The sequence below is a fragment of the Nocardia sp. bgisy134 genome, from assembly GCF_057708325.1.
Genome location: NZ_JBYIRW010000003.1, coordinates 18,929 through 36,555, shown reverse-complemented (window position 1 = coordinate 36,555; position 17,627 = coordinate 18,929). Strand labels below are relative to the sequence as shown.

Here is a 17,627-nt window from a genome sequence, read left to right as displayed (position 1 = left end):
GTATGGGGAGTCTGTGACAGGTGGGATCAGCAGCAGCGGTTGGTGGGGCTGCGGTCGGCTTCGGCGTGGCGGTCGCGCCAGTATTGGCGCTCGGTGGGGATCGGACAGTCCGGGTGGTTGCGTCGTAGGTGCGCGACGTAGCGCTGGTAGTCCTGGCCGCCGAGGATCGAGTCGAACCACCAGATGACCGCGCGGACCGCGTCGAGCGCACGCCGCGGGAGGGCCGGTCGCGCTGACCTGCCCTCCCGCGGCGCGAATGATTCACCCATTACGCGGGCGCTTCCGCCTTGGCCGCGCCGTGCGTGTGGGCCGCGCCGGGTGCGCGCACCTTGCCCGTCGCGATCAGCTCGTCCCATTCCTTCTGAACGGTCTTCTCGGTCGCGGTGGCGAGGAACCCGCTCGGCGCGAAGATCTTCGACGGCTCCTCCGGCGACTCGGTCGTCTCACCCCCGCCGGAGCGCCAGGCGCGCACGCACACCAGCGCGCCGACCACCGCGACGATCAGCACCAGCACCGCGAACACGATCGAGAGCGTGCCCTGGATGAAGGTGTTGCGGATGACGGTGTCCACGTCTTCCGGCGTCTTCGCCGTCAGGCAGAGCTTCCCGGCTTCCTGCGCCTGCTGGCAGAGGGAGTGCTGCTTCCAGTAACCGAGCTTCGGATCGGCGGAGAAGATCTTCTGCCAGGATGCGGTCATCGTCACGAGGAGGTCCCAGACCAGCGGAATGCCCGGAATCCACGCCCATTTCGCCAGGCCCTTCTTCACGATGATGGTCATCACGACGGTCAGCGCGACGGCGGCGAGCAGCTGGTTGGCGATGCCGAACAGCGGGTAGAGCGCGTTGATGCCGCCCAGCGGATCGGTGACGCCCATCAGCAGGATGGAACCCCACGCCGCGACCACGACGAACGAGCACAGCCACGCCCCGACCCGCCAGGACGGATCCTTGAACTTGCCCAGCGGGCCGCCGAAGTTGCCCAGCGCGTCCGACGTCATGAACCGCGCGACGCGGGTGCCCGCATCGATCGTGGTCAGGATGAACAGCGCCTCGAACATGATCGCGAAGTGGTACCAGAACGACTTCATGCTCTCGCCGCCGAGGAACTGGTGGAACACCTCGGAGATGCCGACCGCCAGCGTGGGCGCGCCACCGGTGCGCGAGATGATGGTCTTCTCGCCGACGTCCGCGGCGGCGCCGGAGAAGGTCTCCGGCGTGGCGGGCGGACCGGCCAGGCCGAGCGAATTCGTGTACGCGGCGGCCTTTTCCGGGGTGCCGCCGGTCAGGCCGAGCGGCGCGTTCATGCCGAAGTACAGGTGCTGGTCGATGATCGAGGCGGTGATGATGGCCATCACGGCGACGAACGACTCCATCAGCATGCCGCCGTAGCCGATCATCCGCGCGTGCGATTCCTTCTCCAGCAGCTTGGGCGTGGTGCCGGAGGAGACGAGCGCGTGGAAACCGGAGAGCGCGCCGCAGGCGATGGTGATGAACAGGAACGGGAACAGGCTGCCCGCGAAGGCCGGACCGGTGCCGGTGGAGGCGAAGTCGGAGATCGCGGGGGCCTTCAGCACCGGCATGGTGATCAGGATGCCGACGGCGAGCAGGCCGATGGTGCCGATCTTCATGAAGGTGGACAGGTAGTCGCGCGGGGCGAGCAGCAGCCAGACCGGCAGCACCGAGGCGAGGAAGCCGTAGGCGATCAGCAGCCAGGCGATGGTGGTCCGCGAAAGCGTGAACCAGTCGGCCCCCCATTCGGTTTCGGACACCCAGCCGCCGGAGACGATGGCGAGCAGCAGCAGCGCGATGCCGATCGCGGACACCTCGCCGACCTTGCCGGGACGTAGGAACCGCAGGTAGACGCCCATGAACAGGGCGATGGGGATGGTCATCGCGATGGAGAACACGCCCCACGGGCTCTCGCCGAGCGCGTTCACCACGACCAGCGCGAGCACCGCGAGCAGGATCATCATGATCACGAGAATCGCCGCGATGGCCGCGATGCCGCCGACCACGCCGAGCTCGTCACGCGCCATCTGGCCGAGGCTGCGCCCGCGCCGCTTGGTGGAGGCCCACAGCACCAGGTAGTCCTGCACCGCACCGGCCAGGCAGACGCCGACCACGATCCAGATGGTGCCTGGCAGATAGCCCATCTGCGCGGCGAGCACCGGGCCGACCAGCGGGCCCGCGCCCGCGATGGCGGCGAAGTGGTGCCCGTAGAGCACCCGCCGGTCCATCGGCATGAAATCCTTGCCGTTCTCCAGGATTTCGGCGGGCGTCGCGATGTCGTCGCGCGGCTTGGTGATCTTCCACTCGATGAACCGCGCGTAGAAGCGGTAGGCGATGACGTAGGTACACACCGCCGCGATGACGATCCAGACCGCGTTGACGTTCTCGCCGCGCGCGATGGCGAGGATGGTCCAGGCGACCGCGCCGAGTATCGCGATTCCGGCAAAGACAGCCTTCTTGGCCGGGGTGATCGGGGACCTGTCCACCACGCCGACGGGCGGCAGGTCGGGGTCGGTCCGCAGATATTCGATTGTCGCCATCTGCCTACTCTCCTGTGAAACGCGCAGGATCTCGACGTGCGGGATCTTGCTGAAACACGAGACAAGGTAGCGGATGGCCGATCGCTGCTGCGCGGATTCCGGCCATCGATGGACGACCGTTAAATATTGTTCGTGTGTCTGTCGTCCGGGCTGTCATAGCCGGACGTATGCTGCGATGCGGTTCGTCACACTCCATGTCCGCCCCGAGGAGGGCTGTTCTGGATCCGATCCCGCGTTCGCCCGCGCCGTGCCCGCCCGCGCGCCCGCTCGGGCCGCCGAAGATCGCGGACGCGCCGCGCGGAGTTCGCAGGCGCACCCTGCTCGGCTCGGCGCTCGCCGCCCCGTTGCTGGCAGGCGCGTGCGGCTCCGGCGATGATGCACTGACATTCTTCTTCCAGGCCCGCCCCGAGGAAGCGCGAGTCCGGTTGCGCATCATCGAAGAGTTCCGGAAACGGCATCCCGATATTCCGGTGCGCACCATCATGTCGGGCCCGGACCCGTTGCAGCAGATGCTCACCTACTGCGCGGGCGGCAAATGCCCCGACGTGCTGATGGCCTGGGAACTGCTCTACGCGGGGCTGGCCGAGCGCGGCGTGCTGCTCGATCTGCGCACACTGCTCGACCGGGAACCGGAGTACGCCGCCGAGCTGCGGCGTGACAGTTTCCCCACGCTGTACGACACTTTCACCTACGGTGGCGGCCAATACGCACTGCCCGAGCAGTGGTCCGGCGTCTTCCTCTACTACAACCGCGCACTGTTCGCCGACGCCGGGCTGACGCCCCCGACCCGCTGGCGTGACGCCTGGAGTTTCGACGAGTTCCTCGACGCCGCTCGCGTGCTCACCCGCCGCGACGGCGACGGCCGCACCAGGCAGTGGGGGTTCGCCGACGCCTGGGTGCCGTACTTCTCGGCCGCCTGCTTCGGGATGAACAACGGCGCCGAATGGTTCACGCCCTCGGTGAATCCGGCCCGCACCAATCTCGGCGACCCGCGCTTCGCGGAGGGCTTCCAGTTCTATGCCGATCTCGCGGTGCACCATCGAGTGGCGCCGAGAGTCGCCGACCAGCAGTCGGTTTCGGCGCCGGACCTGTTCCGGCGCGGCCGCGCGGCCATGGCGCTGGGCGGACACTGGCTCTACTCCGAATTCGCAGGCAACGACGGCGTTCCCATCGATCTGACCGTGCTGCCCGTCGGCCCGCACGGCGGACCCGGGGCGATCACCGATGTCGGCTGCACCGGCCTGTCCATCGCCGCCGACAGCCCGCGCATCGAACAGGCCTGGGAATTCGTGAAGTTCGCGACCGGACCGGTCGGGCAGGCCATCGTCGCCGCGTCCGGACTGTTCGTGCCGGTGCTGAAATCCGCCATGGCCACAGCGGGATTCGCGGCGGCGCATCGCGAGATCCGGAATCTGGCGGTGATGACCGACGGTCCGGACAGTTCGCGTCCGCTGCCGGTGACGCCGATGTGGGGCAAGGTGTCGGCGCTGCTCGAACGGGGCGGGAACCGGGTGTTGCGCGGTGCGGCGACCGCGCAGTCGCAGAGTGGACGGCTCGCCGCGGACGTCGACGCGTTGCTGGCGGCGCGATGAGTACCTCCGTCGACGACGCGGTACTGGACGAGGCGGGTGTGGCGACTCCGCCGCACAAGACGATGCGCCGGGCGCGTCCCGGTCGGCTCGCGCGCCGGCGCGAGCGGGCCGGATGGTTGTTCATCGCACCGAATCTGGCCGCGGTGCTGGTGTTCCTGCTGTTCCCCCTCGGCTTCTCGCTGTATCTGAGCTTCCACGCGTGGGATCTGTTCAGCCCGCCGCGGTTCGTCGGGACGGCGAACTATCGGAGGCTGTTCGGCTCCGATCCGCTGTTCCTGATAGCGATGCGCAATACCGCGGTGTTCACCGTGCTGACCTTGCTGCCGACGGTGGCGATCGGCTTGGTCGTCGCGGCCGTGCTGAATCGAAAGCTGGCCGGTATCGGCCTGTTTCGCACGCTCGCGTTCCTGCCGCTGGTGGCTTCGACGGTGGCGATGGCCGTGGTGTGGCGGTTCATCTTCACCACCGACGACGGGCTGCTCAACCTCGTGCTCGGCTGGTTCGGCGTCGACCCGGTGCCGTGGCTGACCGACCCGGACTGGGCGCTGGTCTCGCTCAGCATCGTGACCGTCTGGAAGAGCGTGCCTTTCGCCACCGTCATCTTGCTCGCGGCCATGCAGGGCGTGCCGGAAACTCTGTACGAGGCGGCGAAGATCGACGGCGCGGGCGCCGTGCGGCGCTTCCGCTCGGTGACGCTGCCGCTGATCCGCGGGCCGCTGTCGTTCGTCTTCGTGATCACCGTCATCAACTCGGTGCAGGCCTTCGACCAGGCGTACGCGCTCACCGGCGGCAACGGTGGACCCGAGACGGGCACCTATCTGCTCGGGATCATGCTGTTCCAGCACGCATTCGGGTTCTACGAAGTGGGCTACGCGTCGGCACTGGCGTGGGTGATCTTCGCGATCCTGTTGGCGCTCACGATCGTTCAGTTGCGATTGGCCCGGCGTACGGAGACCGAACTGTGAACGTGTACAGGATCGTTCGGCGGGCGTCGGCAGGCGAGCATCGAAGCGGGACCGCTGTGATCACCTGCGCACACGGGGTGGGGGAGAGCGTGGTCGCAAGGGAGACCGATCCGCACACTCCCGGAAAGTACGCGGGTGGGCGCGCGGAACGGGCGGCCGTACGCAGGTTGGTGCGCGGTATCGGCATCTACGCCGCGCTGGTCGGTGTCGCGTGGTGTGCGCTGGCGCCGATCCTGTGGGCGCTGTCGGGTTCGCTGAAGCGCGACGGAGAGATCACCGAACCCACTCTGTTGCCCGCGGATCCGCAATGGTCCAACTACGGAAGGGTGTTCGAGCTGCTGCCGATGGGACGCATGCTGCTCAACACCACCGTCTACGCGATATGTGTGACCGCGGGGCAGGTGTTCTTCTGTTCGCTGGCCGGATACGCGTTCGCGCGCTTGCGTTTTCGCGGGCGCGAGGCACTGTTCCTCGCCTACCTGGCGACACTGATGGTGCCGCTCACCGTCACGGTCATCCCGCAGTTCCTGCTCATGCGGGCCTTCGGCTGGGTGGACACCGCGTGGTCGATGATCGTGCCCGGCCTGTTCGGCAGCGCCTTCGGCACCTACCTGATGCGTCAGTTCTTCCGCACGCTGCCAACGGAATTGGAGGAGGCGGCCATTCTCGACGGCTGTTCCACCTGGCAGGTGTACTGGCGCGTGCTGCTCCCGCACACCCGCCCGGCGCTCATGGTGCTAGCGGTGCTCACCTGGATCACCGTGTGGAACGACTTCCTCTGGCCGCTGGTCATGATCCAGCGCAACGAGTTGGCGACGGCCACCCTCGGGCTGGTCCGCTTGCAGGGGCAGTACTACTCGCAGTGGCCGCTCCTGATGGCGGCCGCCGTCGTCATCCTGCTGCCCCTGCTCGCCGTCTACGCGATCGGTCAGCGCGCCTTCCTCCGCGGCATCGCGATGTCCGGCTTCGGCGGACGGTAGCGCTATTCGCCCCAGTAGGTGCCGAAGCTCCAGAGGTTGCCCTCGGGATCGCGGACGGTGAAGCCGCGCGAGCCGTAGTCCTCGTCGCGCAGGCCGCGCACCACCTCGGCGCCCGCGGCGGTCGCGCGCTCGAAGAGATCGTCGGGCTTGTCACAGACGACGTAGATCGAGTCGTTGCCGGGCCTTCGCTGCCCGAACGGGGTGTCGTCCTTGCCCGCGGTGCCGAACATGATGCCGCCGCCGAGCGGCCAGCGCAGTTCGCCGTGCTCGACGATCGACGGATCGTCCTCGCGGGCGTAGCTGGCCGAGACCTGGAAGCCGAAGGCGTTCACCAGGAAATCGGTCATCGCCCTGGCGTCGCGGAAGGCGAGGCAGGGCCAGATCGCGGTGCGGGTGGTGGTGTCTGCTGTCGTGGGATTCGTCATGGTTCCAGCCTCATCCGCCGACCCCTGGCTCGTCTTGGACGGATGGAATCTCCTCGGCCAACCAGGTGGTCGGGCTGCATCCCGCGAGGTCGAGGAAGTCGCGATTCAAATGGGCCTGGTCGTAATATCCGCAGGTCGCGGCAACCTGAGCGATGGAGACGAACGAGGGTGTGTGCTCGAGCATCCGCCTGGCTCGCTCGAAACGGGTGACGCGGGCGGCGAGCTTCGGGCTCAGACCGAACTCCGCGCCGAACTTGCGCGTCAGATGCTGGCGGGACCAGCCGATGCGATCGGCCAGCGGACCGATGCTCGCGGTGCCGCCGCTGGCGACCACGGCACGCCAAGCCCAGGTGAGTTCCGGAGTGACGAGCCGGTCGGGACAGGCCATGCGGGTGAGGATCTCGTCGCAGACGGCGAATCGCCGCGCCCACGGCGCCGCGCCCTGAAGACGCTCCCACAGCTCGTCACCGGTCGGTCCCGCGAGCTCGGAGCATTCGAGCGAGGTGTTCCAGATCTTCGCGGCGGGCAGCCCGAACAGCGTCCGGCAGCCGAGCGGGGTGAGCGCGATGGCCACGCCCTCTTGATGTCCGGTGTGCGCGATGGCGGCCGAACTCGCCTGCAATCCGCTGAGGACGCAGCGATAGTCGCGCGGATGCTGGGCCGGATCGGTCTGCGCGACCACATCGATGGTCGGGCCGATGGCGACGATGAAGGTCAGATGGCGCGACGGCATTCCCCGGTGCAGGCCGGGCGCGTATCCGGTCATCCGGTAGCCGAGGTAGTGATCGATGAAGGCCGCCAGCGCGGGCGCCGGTCGGGCCGTCACCACCTCCGTGGTCGGCTCCATACGGGTCACGGTACGCCCGCACGGGTCGTCCGCCTACCGATCTTCCGGCCCGCAAACGTGACACACGCCGCGGTTCGGGGTGCGGTGAGATCGCGCACACGGGTGGCCTCGAGTATGTGAGTTCGGGTTGTCGGCCGGTTACCTTTACGCCTTCAGATGAGGAGTGGAGGTGTCATGCGTCGAATCCGATACGAGCGCAGTGGTGGTCCCGAAGTGCTCGGGCTGGAGTCGGCCGAGACACCGGCGCCCGGACCCGGCGAACTGCTGGTGAAGGTGCACGCGATCGGCGTGACCCTGCCGGTGGTGCGGAAGGTGCGCGAACAGCGCGAGCCCATCCCGCTGGGCGGGGAGATCGCGGGCGAAGTGATCGCCGTGGGGGAGGGCGTCACCGACTTCGCGCCCGGCTATCGCGTCACCGGCCTGTGCTTCGGGCACGGCTACGCCGAGTACGCGCTGCTGCGCCAGGACATGGCGTCGCCCATTCCCGATGGCGCCTCCGCCGTCGACGCGGTCGCGCTGGTGCGCAGCGGCCTCGTCGCGCTCGGTGCGCTCGATGCCGCGAAGCCGGCGTCCGGTGAGTCCGCGCTGGTCACCGCCGCGGCGAGCGGTGTGGGGCACCTGGCCGTGCAGCTGGCGCGGGTGCGTGGAGCCAAGCGCGTGGTTGCCGCCGTCTCCGACCCGGCCAAGGGCGCTTTCCTGCGCGAACTCCGCGCCGACGACGTGGTCGTCTACGACCAGTCGTGGGGCGAGCCCGTCGACTACGTCCTCGACGCCGTCGGCGGTGAACTGCTCGGACCCGCCCTCGCCGCCCTCGCGCCCGGCGGGCGTCTCGTCGCCTACAGCTCCGGCGGCGGCGTCATCCAGGCCTACGACCTGCTGGCAGGCGCCAAGTCGGTGATCGGCTTCCAGATGGCGCGGGTCGCACGCGAGACGCCGGAGGTGTACGAGCACTGGCGGCAGGAGCTGTGGCAGTACTTCGCGTCCGGGCAGGTGCGGCCGGTGGTGCACGGGGAATTCGCGCTGGAGGACGCGGCGGCGGCGCACGCGGTGATCGAAAGCCGCGGCAACCTCGGCAAAGTCGTACTGATTCCCTGATCGATTCGCCGATCACCTGTCGGCCGCACCGGAAATGCGCGGCCGACATCGTGATCGTCCCCTGATCGGCACGGCCGCATGGCCGATGCCAGCCGACGCGTGCCCGTCAGCTCGCGACGTTGACGTGCCGGTGGATCGTCCGCGGGTCGGCCGCCAGATCGAGCATGCACGCGGCCAGATCGTCGCGACTGATACGGATGCCGAAGGTGACGTTGCGGTCCAGCGCCGTCCGATACGAACCCTTTCCGGCCTTGTCGGTCAGCTGAGGCGCGCGGACGATGGTCCACTCCAGGTCGGTATCGCGCACCACCTGTTCGGCCGCCGCCATGTCTGCGAGGCTGTGCCGCAGCAATCGGCGCAGGATGAGCGGTTTCACCACGAATCGGGTGAACCAGTCGTCGCCCGGCCCGGCGATCCTGGCGCTGTTGCTGACCAGGATCAGGCGCTGGACCCCCGTCGACTCCATGGCCTTCGCGATGGAGAGCGCGGCGTCGGTGGAAACCGTGGTCGGTCCGGTGTCACGCGATCCGATCGAGTCGAGTACGACGTCCGCCCCTTGGATGGCGGTCGCGATATCGGCGGGGTTCATCACATCCGCCGTAATCACGCGCAACTCGGGGTGGTCCGGAAGGTCGTGCGCCGTGCGGACCACGGCCGTGACCTGATGCCCGCGCGCCAGTGCTTGCTGGACGAGGCGTCCGCCGGTACCGCCGCTGGCCCCGAAGATGGTGAGTCGCATATCTGACCCCTGTGGTTGGTGAGTATTTACTCACCTATACTGGGTGAGCACTTACTAACCTGTCAAGAGGGAGATTCGTGGGGACTCGCGACCAGATCCTCGACGCCGCCGCCGAGATCATGCGTAACCGTGGCGTCGTGCACGCCACGACCAAGGAAATCGCCAAGGCGGCCGGATACTCCGAAGCTGCGCTCTACAAGCACTTCAGCGACAAGGAAGACATCATTCTCAATGTCTTGCGGCATCGCATGCCGAGCCCGGCCGAGGCGTACCCGGTGCCGGGTGCGGCCACCGTCGAGGACAACCTCGCCACTCTGGCTCGCGGTGCGCTGAACTTCTATCAGCAGTCGCTGCCGCTGCTCGGTGGTCTGCTCGCGCAGCCGCAACGGATGGCGGCGCATCGGGACGCGATGAGCAGGCACGGCGCGGGTCCGGGGAAGGCAATCGAGGGCATCGCGGCGTACCTGCGCGCGGAGCAAGGGTTGGGTCGAGTCGGTGACGGCGTCGAAGTGGAGACGGTAGCGGCTTTGCTCGACGGCGTCTGCTTCCATCAGGCGTTCCTGCGGTACTACGAGGGTGGACCGGAGGCGGCCGCCGCGTCGGACGAGCTGGCCCGCAGCGTTGCGCGAACGCTGGCTCGCGCTCTGTAGAACGCCGGGCTTGCCTGGTCACCTGTCTATCGGCGCTTCGGAAGGTCGATCTGCCGACGTCGGAGGCGAGTTGCGCCGGTGGAGTGGTGCGCGCGCGGCGGGTTGGTGTCGGTGTGATGCCGCGGTCCCGGTCGGCGGCGCGGCTCCGGCGTCCGCCGGAACCATGCGGCAGGCGCGAGCAGGGCGCAGGTCCGCGCCGCGTAGACTCTCTACCTCGTGAGTCTCACCCTCGGAATCGTCGGCCTGCCCAACGTCGGAAAGTCGACGCTGTTCAACGCGCTGACCAAGAACGACGTGCTTGCCGCGAACTACCCGTTCGCGACCATCGAGCCGAACGTCGGTGTGGTCCCGCTGCCCGATCCGCGGCTGGACCAGCTGTCCGGGATCTTCGGTTCCGAGCGCATCGTGCCCGCCACCGTGTCCTTCGTCGACATCGCGGGCATCGTGAAGGGCGCCTCCGAGGGCGCGGGCCTCGGCAACAAGTTCCTCGCCAACATCCGCGAGGCCGACGCCATCTGCCAGGTGGTGCGCGTGTTCGCCGACGACGACGTGGTGCACGTCGACGGCCGGGTCGACCCCTCCGCCGACATCGAGGTCATCGAGACCGAGCTCATCCTCGCCGACCTGCAGACCCTGGAGAAGGCGGTCGTGCGGCTGGAGAAGGAAGCCAAGGTCAAGAAGGACCGCAAGCCGGTCGCCGACGCGGCCAAGACGGCCCAGGAGATCCTCAACAGCGGCAAGACCCTCTTCGCCGCGCAGGATCAGGTGGACACCGAACTGCTGAAAGAGCTTTCGCTGCTCACCATCAAGCCCTTCCTCTACGTCTTCAACGCCGACGAGTCCGTCCTCACCGACGAGGCCAAGGTCGCCGAACTGAAGGCCTCCGTCGCGCCGGCCGACGCCGTCTTCCTCGACGCCAAGGTGGAAGCCGAACTCCTCGAGCTCGACACCGAATCCGCCATGGAACTCCTCGAATCCATCGGCCAGACCGAACCCGGCCTGCACGCCCTCGCCCGCGCCGGCTTCCACACCCTCGGCCTCCAGACCTACCTCACCGCAGGCCCTAAGGAATCCCGCGCCTGGACCATCCACCAGGGCGACACCGCCCCCAAGGCAGCGGGCGTCATCCACACCGACTTCGAACGCGGCTTCATCAAGGCCGAGATCGTCGCCTTCGACGACCTGGTCGAAGCGGGATCCATGGCGGCCGCGAAGGCTGCGGGCAAAGTCCGCATGGAGGGCAAGGACTACGTCATGACAGATGGCGACGTCGTCGAGTTCCGCTTCAACGTATAGCTTCTGGGAAGAAGTAGGTCGCCTGATCGATCGCTGCCAGTAGAGACTCTGCTGAGCCCCCATCCCGCGGACGGGTGGGGGCTCAGGCGTTTCGACAGGGCCGCGCGTTGGCTGGTTCGGTGGGCGCGGTACACGGGCAATTACCAGGGAACGGGGCCGAGGCGGTCGATGAAGGTTGCGGTCGGTCCGTCGGCGCCGATGGTCGCGAGTTCGATGATCGGGTCACTGCCTTCGGTGACGGTCAGTTGGCCGGTGTGATTGTTGATGTCGGTGGCGGTGTATTTGCGGTTGGCGACTTCTCCAGGTGTGAGGCCGTTGAATCTGATCTCAGGGAGGGCTTGGGCGTACCTGATGGTGATCATGTTCAGTGCGGCTTTGGAGGAGCTGTAGGCGAGCTCGTGGAATGTCGCGGGGGGCTGCGTGGGGTCGGTCGCGATCATCATGGATCCAATAGGAGTCCAGGGTCACGCGAGCCAAGGAAGATCGTCCAGCCCAGTTCTCCGAGTCGGCGGGCGGTCTCCAGGCCGAGTCCTTTGTTGCCGCCGGTGATCAGCGCCGAGGTCGGGTGCGTGGTCATGTGTTTCTCCTTTGTAGTGGTTGCGGCATTGGAGCCGAGTCAGGCGAAGGGCTCGAGGACGAAACGGCCCCAGGCCACGAAGACGGCTATGGCCAGGTAGAGCACCTCGGCGATGGCTGTCGTCCACAAACCGCGCCGGAGCCGCACGATGATCGCCCCGGCGAAAAGCAGGGCCGTGCCGGTCGCCGCCACCGGAACCAGGATCGGTGCGATGTCGAGCACGGCGGGCAGGATCAGCCCTACCGCGCCCAGAAGGTCCACGACTCCAAGAGCTTTCAGGGTGCCCGGGCTGAAATCCTTTGCCCACGCGGCGTAGTCGCCTGCGGCCACAATCTTCTCTTTGGGAATCACCAGCTTGGCGCTGCTGACAAGGAGCACGGCCGCCAGCACCCCGGCCACGATCCACAGGGCGACGTTCATGATTTACTGCCTCCAATATTCATGTCGGAACGGCTTCCTGCTTCTCTGACGGGTGACGGCGAGGAAACCAGACACATGAACGGAAACGAACTGCTCGCGAAGCGCTTCGAGGAGCATCGGAGCCACCTGCGGGCGGTGGCCTACCGGATGCTGGGGTCGCTCAGCGAGGCCGACGACGCCGTCCAAACGACCTGGCTCAAGGCGGACGGGGCCGACACCGGCGACGTCGCGAACCTGCCTGGCTGGTTGACGACCGTGGTAGGCCGGGTGTGCCTGGACATGCTCAGGTCCCGCGAGTCGCGCCGCGAGGACTTCCTCGACGAACACGACGCAGGATTCGGTGCGCGGCTTGGGGCCGATCCCGAGGAGGAGGCCCTGCTGGCGGACTCTGTCGGCTTGGCGCTGCTGGTGGTGCTGGACAGGCTGTCTCCGACCGAGCGTATCGCCTTCGTCCTGCATGACCTGTTCGCCGTATCGTTCGCCGACATCGCCCCGATCGTCGACCGCAGCCCCGAGACGACGCAGCGGATCGCCAGCCGCGCGCGTCGACGGGTGCGAGGGAACTCCGAGTCGGACAGCGACGACCGGATGCGGCGATACCGCGCCGTCGAGACGTTCCTGCGGGCCGCGCAGAACGGTGAGTTCGAGGCGCTCCTGGCAATGCTCGACCCGGACGCGACCTACCGCACGGACGAAGCCGCCCGCCTGCTGGGAGCGGGAACCGACTTCGACGGCGGCCGAGACCTCGCCGCAGCGTTCTGCGGAAAGGCGCGGCCTGCCCGCGCGATCATGCTCGACGGCGAGCCGGGCATGGTCCTGGCCCCGCGCGGCATGCTGATGCTGGTCATGACCTTGCGATTCGCGGGCGAGCGCATCGCGGAGATCACCGCGGTCGCGGACGACGACCGATTGTCGAGGATAGAATTCACGGCGCCATAGTCCGAGTTCGAACGCGCCGCGAATGGTCGCAGCGGCGGCGGCTGGGGTCAGAGAGTTGCGTGTAGAAGTTATTCGGCTTCGGAACTCGACCCAGGCTCTGGACAGGGCGCTTGACGTGCAGATATTGGATGTCAAGGGGGTCGAGTTCCGAAGCGGATTAGCCTCTGCGAAGAAGTAGGGCAGCGCATGTATCGCTGCTGGTAGAGACTCTGCTGAGCCCCCGTCCGGTATCCGGGCGGGGGCTCAGTCGCTCCGTCAGCACCGTCCGCTGGCCGGTTCGGTCAGCGCGGTATGCGGCATGTCAGGACGTTCGATCCTGGTCGAACCACTGGCTGTGAACAGGTATGAGGATCCGTCCCCATGCGGCAGTCCTCAATTGTGACTATTCGAGCATTTACTAGAACAGTATTGACTAGCGAAGTTTGATCCCGCGATGCTTGACTCATGCGAACGACCGATACCGACCTCACCGTCGAGCAGGTCGCCGCGCGGGCCGGAGTGCCGACCAGCACCGTGCGCATGTATCAGTCGAAGGGGTTGCTGCATGCACCACGCCGAGTCGGCCGCACCGCGCGCTACGACAGCTCACACCTGCAACGTCTCGAATTAGTGCAGCGCCTGCAGGACCGCGGCTTCTCACTCACCTCGATCGCCGAACTGTTGACCGCACGCGAGCAGGGGGCGACAGTCGCCGATCTGCTCGCGTTGCCTGGCGGGCCCGAAGATTGGGTACCGCTCGGCTTGGGAGATATCCGACTGATGATCAAGCCCAAAGGTCTGCGACCCAGCTTGCTGCGCAAGGCAACTCAGCTCGGATTGATCCGGTGGAGGCGCGGCCGGCCGCAGACGCGACGCTGGGCGCTCACCAGCGGCCTGCGGGTCGCCGAACTCGATTTACCGCCGAGTGAGGTGCTCGACCAGATCGTCCAGTTACGTGCACACACCGACCAGATCGCAGCCGACTTCGGCGACATCTTCGAGCGCACGCTGTGGCCTCGCATCCAGGCCGACAGCTCCGAGACCGACCAACTCGACCGGATCCGGGCACTCCTGCAGGAATTGACCGGCCTGGCCGAAGGAGTAGTCGTCAGCGCCTTGCGAGAATCGGTCCGTCACCTAGCCGAACAATTCGTCGAACGACACGAACTGCTGCCCGCGAACGGCGAACGCCCTGCCTGGCTGGACGGCTCGATACCGATCCTCAACGAGCGCCTGCTCGAAACCGGCGACGACGACATCGAAGCGGTAGACCGGTTCCTGGCTGCCGATCGCACCCAGGAGTAGTGATGAACGCACACTTCGACTCCCCTGTCACGAACACTGACCTAGATTGGGGCAAACGAGCACCACAGAATCAGGCGGGTGCGCGAGGAACCGTCTTGACCTGGATCGGGTACTGCTGGGGCGTGATCCTCGGTGTCGTGTCGGGTTTCGCATTGGTGTTCTTCTTCACCCTGGCGTTGGTCGGCGTCCTGTACTTCTGGGCCCTACCGGTGGGATCGATTCTCGCGCTTGCCATCTGGGCAGTGACCGCGATCGCCAGCACCGTACGCATGCACTTTCGAGGCTGGAACTCCGCCACGATGCGATTCCTGGCCGGGTTCGGGATCATTCCCTGCTCCATCGGCGCATCGATGATCATCGCCGCATTCGGCGACGGCTGGGGTAATCCCTTCATCGGCTGATTCCGCTTGTCACAGCAGATCAACAACGACCGCAAAGACAAGCAGGGATCCCGAAACAGTCACAACCGGGCCGGTACCGTCGAGCCGAGAGGGCGTAGCGGCCAGTGCACGGCGTTCGGCATTACAGGGCGTTCGGCTAGCCGCTGGTAATTGGGTCTTATCGGCGGTCAGTGTCCTTGCGAGCGAGTCTGAGGTTATTTGGCTCCGGAACGTGAGCCGAGGTGCGAACAGGGCGTTTGACGTGCAGATATTGGAAGTCAAGAGGGTCGAATTCCGAAGCGGATTAGCGTCTGCGAAGAAGTAGTGCAGCGCACGTATCGCTGCTGGTAGCGACTCTGCTGAGCCCCCGTCCGGTGTCCGGGTGGGGGCTCAGTCGTTTCGCTGGCGTCAAGCGTTGGCCGGTTCGGTCAGCGCGGTATGCGGCATAGAGCGGACGTAGTCCGGCGGTGGCCTACCGAAGCGTCGTCCCGCTCGACACGTTATGTGACACCTACGGCTTGGCCGACGAGGTGATCGGCGGTCCGGCCGGGGCCCCGGAGTCCGGCACCCCTGCGTAGTCGGGCAGCTCGACGCCGTTGATCGCACGCTCGATCAGCTCGGTGAACCATTCGCTGTCGAAATCGATGCTCGGCTCGGCGTCCGGCCCGGGGACGTCGCGGCTGCGCGCGTTCAACCGGCCGATCTCCTGGTTGGCCTCGACGAACGAGCGCATCCGCCTCTCGTACCCGGCGAACCCGGCTTCCGGGTCCCACCCGGCGGCGGCCAGCTCTCCGGCCAGCAGGTAGGCGCCGACCAGGGCCAGCCCGGTGCCCGCCCCGGACATCGGCGACGAGCTGAACGCCGCGTCCCCGAGCAGCCCCACCCGCCCGCTCGACCAGCGGTCCATCACCACCTGGGCGACCTGGTCGAGGTAGAAGTCCGGGGTGTCGTCCAGGTGCGCGAGGATGTCCGGGGTCAACCAGCCCAGCCCGGCCATCCGCTCGCGCAGCAGCCGCTTCTGGGCCGCGACGTCGCGGTAGTCCACGTCGAGGTCGGCCGAAGGGAAGGAGAACATGGCCATCGCCCGGGTGGCGTCCGGGATGGGCCGCAGGCCGGCGGAGCGCCCGGATTCCTGGTAGTCGATCAGCCAGCGGTCCAGCCCGAACTCGTTGGGCACAGTGTAGAAGGCCAGCACGTGCCCGAGGTGACGGACGAACCGCTCGCGCGGCCCGAAGACCATCGCTCGCAGCGCCGAGTGCAGCCCGTCCGCCCCGACCACCAGGTCGAAGCGCCGCCGGTCGCCGCCCGCGAAGGCCACGTCGACCCCGTCCGCGTCCTGGGTGAGCTCGGCGATCCGGTCGCCGAAGACGTACTCGACACCGTCGCGGGTGTCGTCGTGGAGCACCCGGGACAGGTCCCCGCGCAGGATCTCGATCTCCGAGATGAACCCGTCGCCGCCGTCGTCATCGGCACGGTAGGTCTCCAGCACGTTCCCGTCCACGTCCACGGTGTACGCGCCAGCGGTCTCGGTGCAGGCCGCGCGCACCGCCGCGTCCAGCCCCATCCGCCGGATGACCTCCTTGGCAACCCCCCGCGCGTCCACCGCCTGCCCACCGGGACGCAGCTCGGGGGCCCGCTCCACCACGGTCACCTCGGCCCCCCGCCGGCGCAGCCAGTGGGCCAGCGCGGGCCCCGCGATGCTCGCCCCCGCCACCAACACTCTGGTATCGCTCACTATGCCTCCTGCTCACCCGTCCGGATCACGTCCGGATCGCTTGCTCCTGCTCTGACCCACCGCTGTCGGTGTATCCAGAGGTATCGACGACGGATCCACACAAAATTCATCGGTGCAGCCGAGATCGTGTCCACGCTCCTGCGAACACCCTGAACCCGCAGGCATTACAGCGCGTGTCGACCTGGGCTGGAACCTGGAACAGCTGACCTGCGTCCAACCCGAGCACGAACGACTCACGGCGACAACGAATTGCGCGCACCGGCGGCGATCCCGATGACCCGGTAGACCGCTGGCGGCCGCATCAGGTGCGAATGGCATGGTCATTGTGATGCCGAAGGGCTTCCGGCCGGGGCGGCGATGGCCGAGACCGCCCTATCGAACCCGTTGACGTCGTGGGTCTGCGCACATCGACCGCGCCGGGCGGATCATCGGAGGCCGACGGGGTGTATCGGCGAGCCGGAGTGCAGAGGCTATTCGGCTTCGGAACGTGAGTCGAGCTCTGAACAGGGCGTTTGACGTGCATCTATTGGACGTCAAGGCCGTCGAGTTCCGAAGCGGATTAGCGTCTGCGAAGAAGTAGGGCAGCGCGTGTATCGCTGCTGGTAGAGACTCTGCTGAGCCCCCTCTCGGTGTCTGGGTGGGGGATCAGTCGTTTCGCCGGCACCGCCTGATGCCCGGTTCGGTCAGTGCGGTATGCGGCATGAGCGGATGTTCCAGTACGGCTTCAGTGGGCTAGCCGACTGGCCGCCGAGTTAGGGTAGCTGTGTCAGATGGGGAGGCGCCGTGGTTCTTTCGGATTCGCAACACGCTGATCTGATTGCTTTCGTAGAACGTCTCGCACCAGGCAGGACGGAGCTCGTTGCGGGTGTGAGAGCGGCACTCAATGACTCCGAACGTCTGCATTGGGGACCATGGCCAATCCTCTTCGAAATGCTGGGCGAGCCTTCCGACGGCGGACCCGCGATATGGGCGAAGTTCGACTGGAAGGAAGTTCCAGAGGTCATCCGAGAACAAATACAGTCGCTACCGTCGTATCCGGCTGCCATGGACTGGGGTTGGTTCGCTTGCTTTCTCCGGCGCACCGGCCGGTGGCATTCCGGGGACATGGCCGTCGAACGCCCGTGCAATGGCGGATGTCGACTTCTGCAACGATTC

Annotated in this window: 18 protein-coding genes; 9 read left to right on the top strand and 9 right to left on the bottom strand. The window is 67.0% G+C overall.

All coding sequences use genetic code 11. The annotated features are described in order from the left end of the window. Positions 1-26: 26 nt before the first annotated feature. A complete protein-coding gene (locus AC3ERS_RS06800) occupies positions 27-269 on the bottom strand; it encodes a YbdD/YjiX family protein (RefSeq protein WP_431964616.1) in 243 nt (80 codons plus the stop codon). Further along, positions 269-2,548: a carbon starvation CstA family protein gene (locus AC3ERS_RS06795; protein WP_431964614.1), complete on the bottom strand. Its 2,280-nt coding sequence runs from the start codon at positions 2,546-2,548 to the stop codon at positions 269-271. Before AC3ERS_RS06795 ends, AC3ERS_RS06800 begins: the two co-directional genes overlap by 1 nt. A 194-nt stretch (positions 2,549-2,742) precedes the next feature. On the opposite strand from AC3ERS_RS06795, the gene AC3ERS_RS06790 reads away from it, so the two are divergent. The 3 genes from AC3ERS_RS06790 to AC3ERS_RS06780 all read left to right on the top strand — a co-directional run bounded on the left by AC3ERS_RS06790 (position 2,743) and on the right by AC3ERS_RS06780 (position 6,085). Further along, a complete protein-coding gene (locus AC3ERS_RS06790; protein ID WP_431964611.1) occupies positions 2,743-4,140 on the top strand; it encodes an ABC transporter substrate-binding protein in 1,398 nt (465 codons plus the stop codon). 62 nt (positions 4,141-4,202) lie between these two features. Continuing rightward, complete coding sequence (locus AC3ERS_RS06785) at positions 4,203-5,105, top strand: carbohydrate ABC transporter permease (RefSeq protein WP_431965367.1); 903 nt, start codon at positions 4,203-4,205, stop codon at positions 5,103-5,105. Positions 5,106-5,272: 167 nt separating this feature from the next. Beyond that, on the top strand, positions 5,273-6,085 hold the full coding sequence (locus tag AC3ERS_RS06780) for a carbohydrate ABC transporter permease (RefSeq protein ID WP_431965365.1): 813 nt from the start codon (positions 5,273-5,275) through the stop codon (positions 6,083-6,085). 2 nt (positions 6,086-6,087) lie between these two features. On the opposite strand, the gene AC3ERS_RS06775 is transcribed toward AC3ERS_RS06780, so the two are convergent. Beyond that, entirely contained in the window at positions 6,088-6,510 is a 423-nt protein-coding gene (locus AC3ERS_RS06775; protein WP_431964609.1) for a VOC family protein, read from the bottom strand. A gap of 10 nt (positions 6,511-6,520) precedes the next feature. Beyond that, positions 6,521-7,357, bottom strand: a complete 837-nt coding sequence (locus AC3ERS_RS06770; RefSeq protein WP_431964607.1) for a helix-turn-helix domain-containing protein — start codon at positions 7,355-7,357, stop codon at positions 6,521-6,523. Between the two features lie 174 nt (positions 7,358-7,531). Here AC3ERS_RS06770 and AC3ERS_RS06765 point away from each other — a divergent pair, with 174 nt between their 5' ends. Continuing rightward, positions 7,532-8,452, top strand: a complete 921-nt coding sequence (locus AC3ERS_RS06765; protein WP_431964605.1) for a quinone oxidoreductase family protein — start codon at positions 7,532-7,534, stop codon at positions 8,450-8,452. A gap of 106 nt (positions 8,453-8,558) precedes the next feature. Here AC3ERS_RS06765 and AC3ERS_RS06760 read toward each other — a convergent pair whose 3' ends face one another. After that, positions 8,559-9,191 carry an NAD(P)-dependent oxidoreductase gene (locus AC3ERS_RS06760; protein ID WP_431964603.1) on the bottom strand — a complete coding sequence of 211 codons (633 nt, stop codon included), beginning with the start codon at positions 9,189-9,191 and terminating at the stop codon, positions 8,559-8,561. Positions 9,192-9,268: 77 nt separating this feature from the next. On the opposite strand from AC3ERS_RS06760, the gene AC3ERS_RS06755 reads away from it, so the two are divergent. Both AC3ERS_RS06755 and ychF read left to right on the top strand, forming a co-directional pair. After that, positions 9,269-9,841 (top strand): TetR/AcrR family transcriptional regulator, encoded by a 573-nt coding sequence (locus AC3ERS_RS06755; RefSeq protein ID WP_431964601.1) that lies wholly within the window; start codon positions 9,269-9,271, stop codon positions 9,839-9,841. A gap of 216 nt (positions 9,842-10,057) precedes the next feature. After that, a complete protein-coding gene (ychF, locus tag AC3ERS_RS06750) occupies positions 10,058-11,137 on the top strand; it encodes a redox-regulated ATPase YchF (protein ID WP_431964599.1) in 1,080 nt (359 codons plus the stop codon). 140 nt (positions 11,138-11,277) lie between these two features. Here the strand turns inward: ychF and AC3ERS_RS06745 are convergent, their stop codons facing one another. The 3 genes from AC3ERS_RS06745 to AC3ERS_RS06735 are packed head-to-tail and all read right to left on the bottom strand — an operon-like array spanning position 11,278 to position 12,134. Continuing rightward, entirely contained in the window at positions 11,278-11,580 is a 303-nt protein-coding gene (locus tag AC3ERS_RS06745) for a Rossmann-fold NAD(P)-binding domain-containing protein (RefSeq protein ID WP_431964597.1), read from the bottom strand. Next, a complete protein-coding gene (locus AC3ERS_RS06740) occupies positions 11,577-11,714 on the bottom strand; it encodes a hypothetical protein (RefSeq protein WP_431964595.1) in 138 nt (45 codons plus the stop codon). Before AC3ERS_RS06740 ends, AC3ERS_RS06745 begins: the two co-directional genes overlap by 4 nt. A gap of 39 nt (positions 11,715-11,753) precedes the next feature. Next, positions 11,754-12,134, bottom strand: coding sequence for a DoxX family protein (locus tag AC3ERS_RS06735; protein WP_431964593.1), 381 nt, complete (start codon positions 12,132-12,134; stop codon positions 11,754-11,756). A gap of 75 nt (positions 12,135-12,209) precedes the next feature. Here AC3ERS_RS06735 and AC3ERS_RS06730 point away from each other — a divergent pair, with 75 nt between their 5' ends. The 3 genes from AC3ERS_RS06730 (at position 12,210) to AC3ERS_RS06720 (ending at position 14,758) form a co-directional block, all read left to right on the top strand. Further along, positions 12,210-13,073: a sigma-70 family RNA polymerase sigma factor gene (locus AC3ERS_RS06730; protein ID WP_431964591.1), complete on the top strand. Its 864-nt coding sequence runs from the start codon at positions 12,210-12,212 to the stop codon at positions 13,071-13,073. Positions 13,074-13,517: 444 nt separating this feature from the next. Further along, positions 13,518-14,357, top strand: a complete 840-nt coding sequence (locus AC3ERS_RS06725) for a MerR family transcriptional regulator (RefSeq protein ID WP_431964589.1) — start codon at positions 13,518-13,520, stop codon at positions 14,355-14,357. Positions 14,358-14,452: 95 nt separating this feature from the next. Further along, on the top strand, positions 14,453-14,758 hold the full coding sequence (locus AC3ERS_RS06720) for a hypothetical protein (RefSeq protein ID WP_431964587.1): 306 nt from the start codon (positions 14,453-14,455) through the stop codon (positions 14,756-14,758). 490 nt (positions 14,759-15,248) lie between these two features. Here AC3ERS_RS06720 and AC3ERS_RS06715 read toward each other — a convergent pair whose 3' ends face one another. Further along, entirely contained in the window at positions 15,249-16,472 is a 1,224-nt protein-coding gene (locus AC3ERS_RS06715; RefSeq protein WP_431964585.1) for an FAD-dependent monooxygenase, read from the bottom strand. Positions 16,473-17,627 lie beyond the last annotated feature (1,155 nt).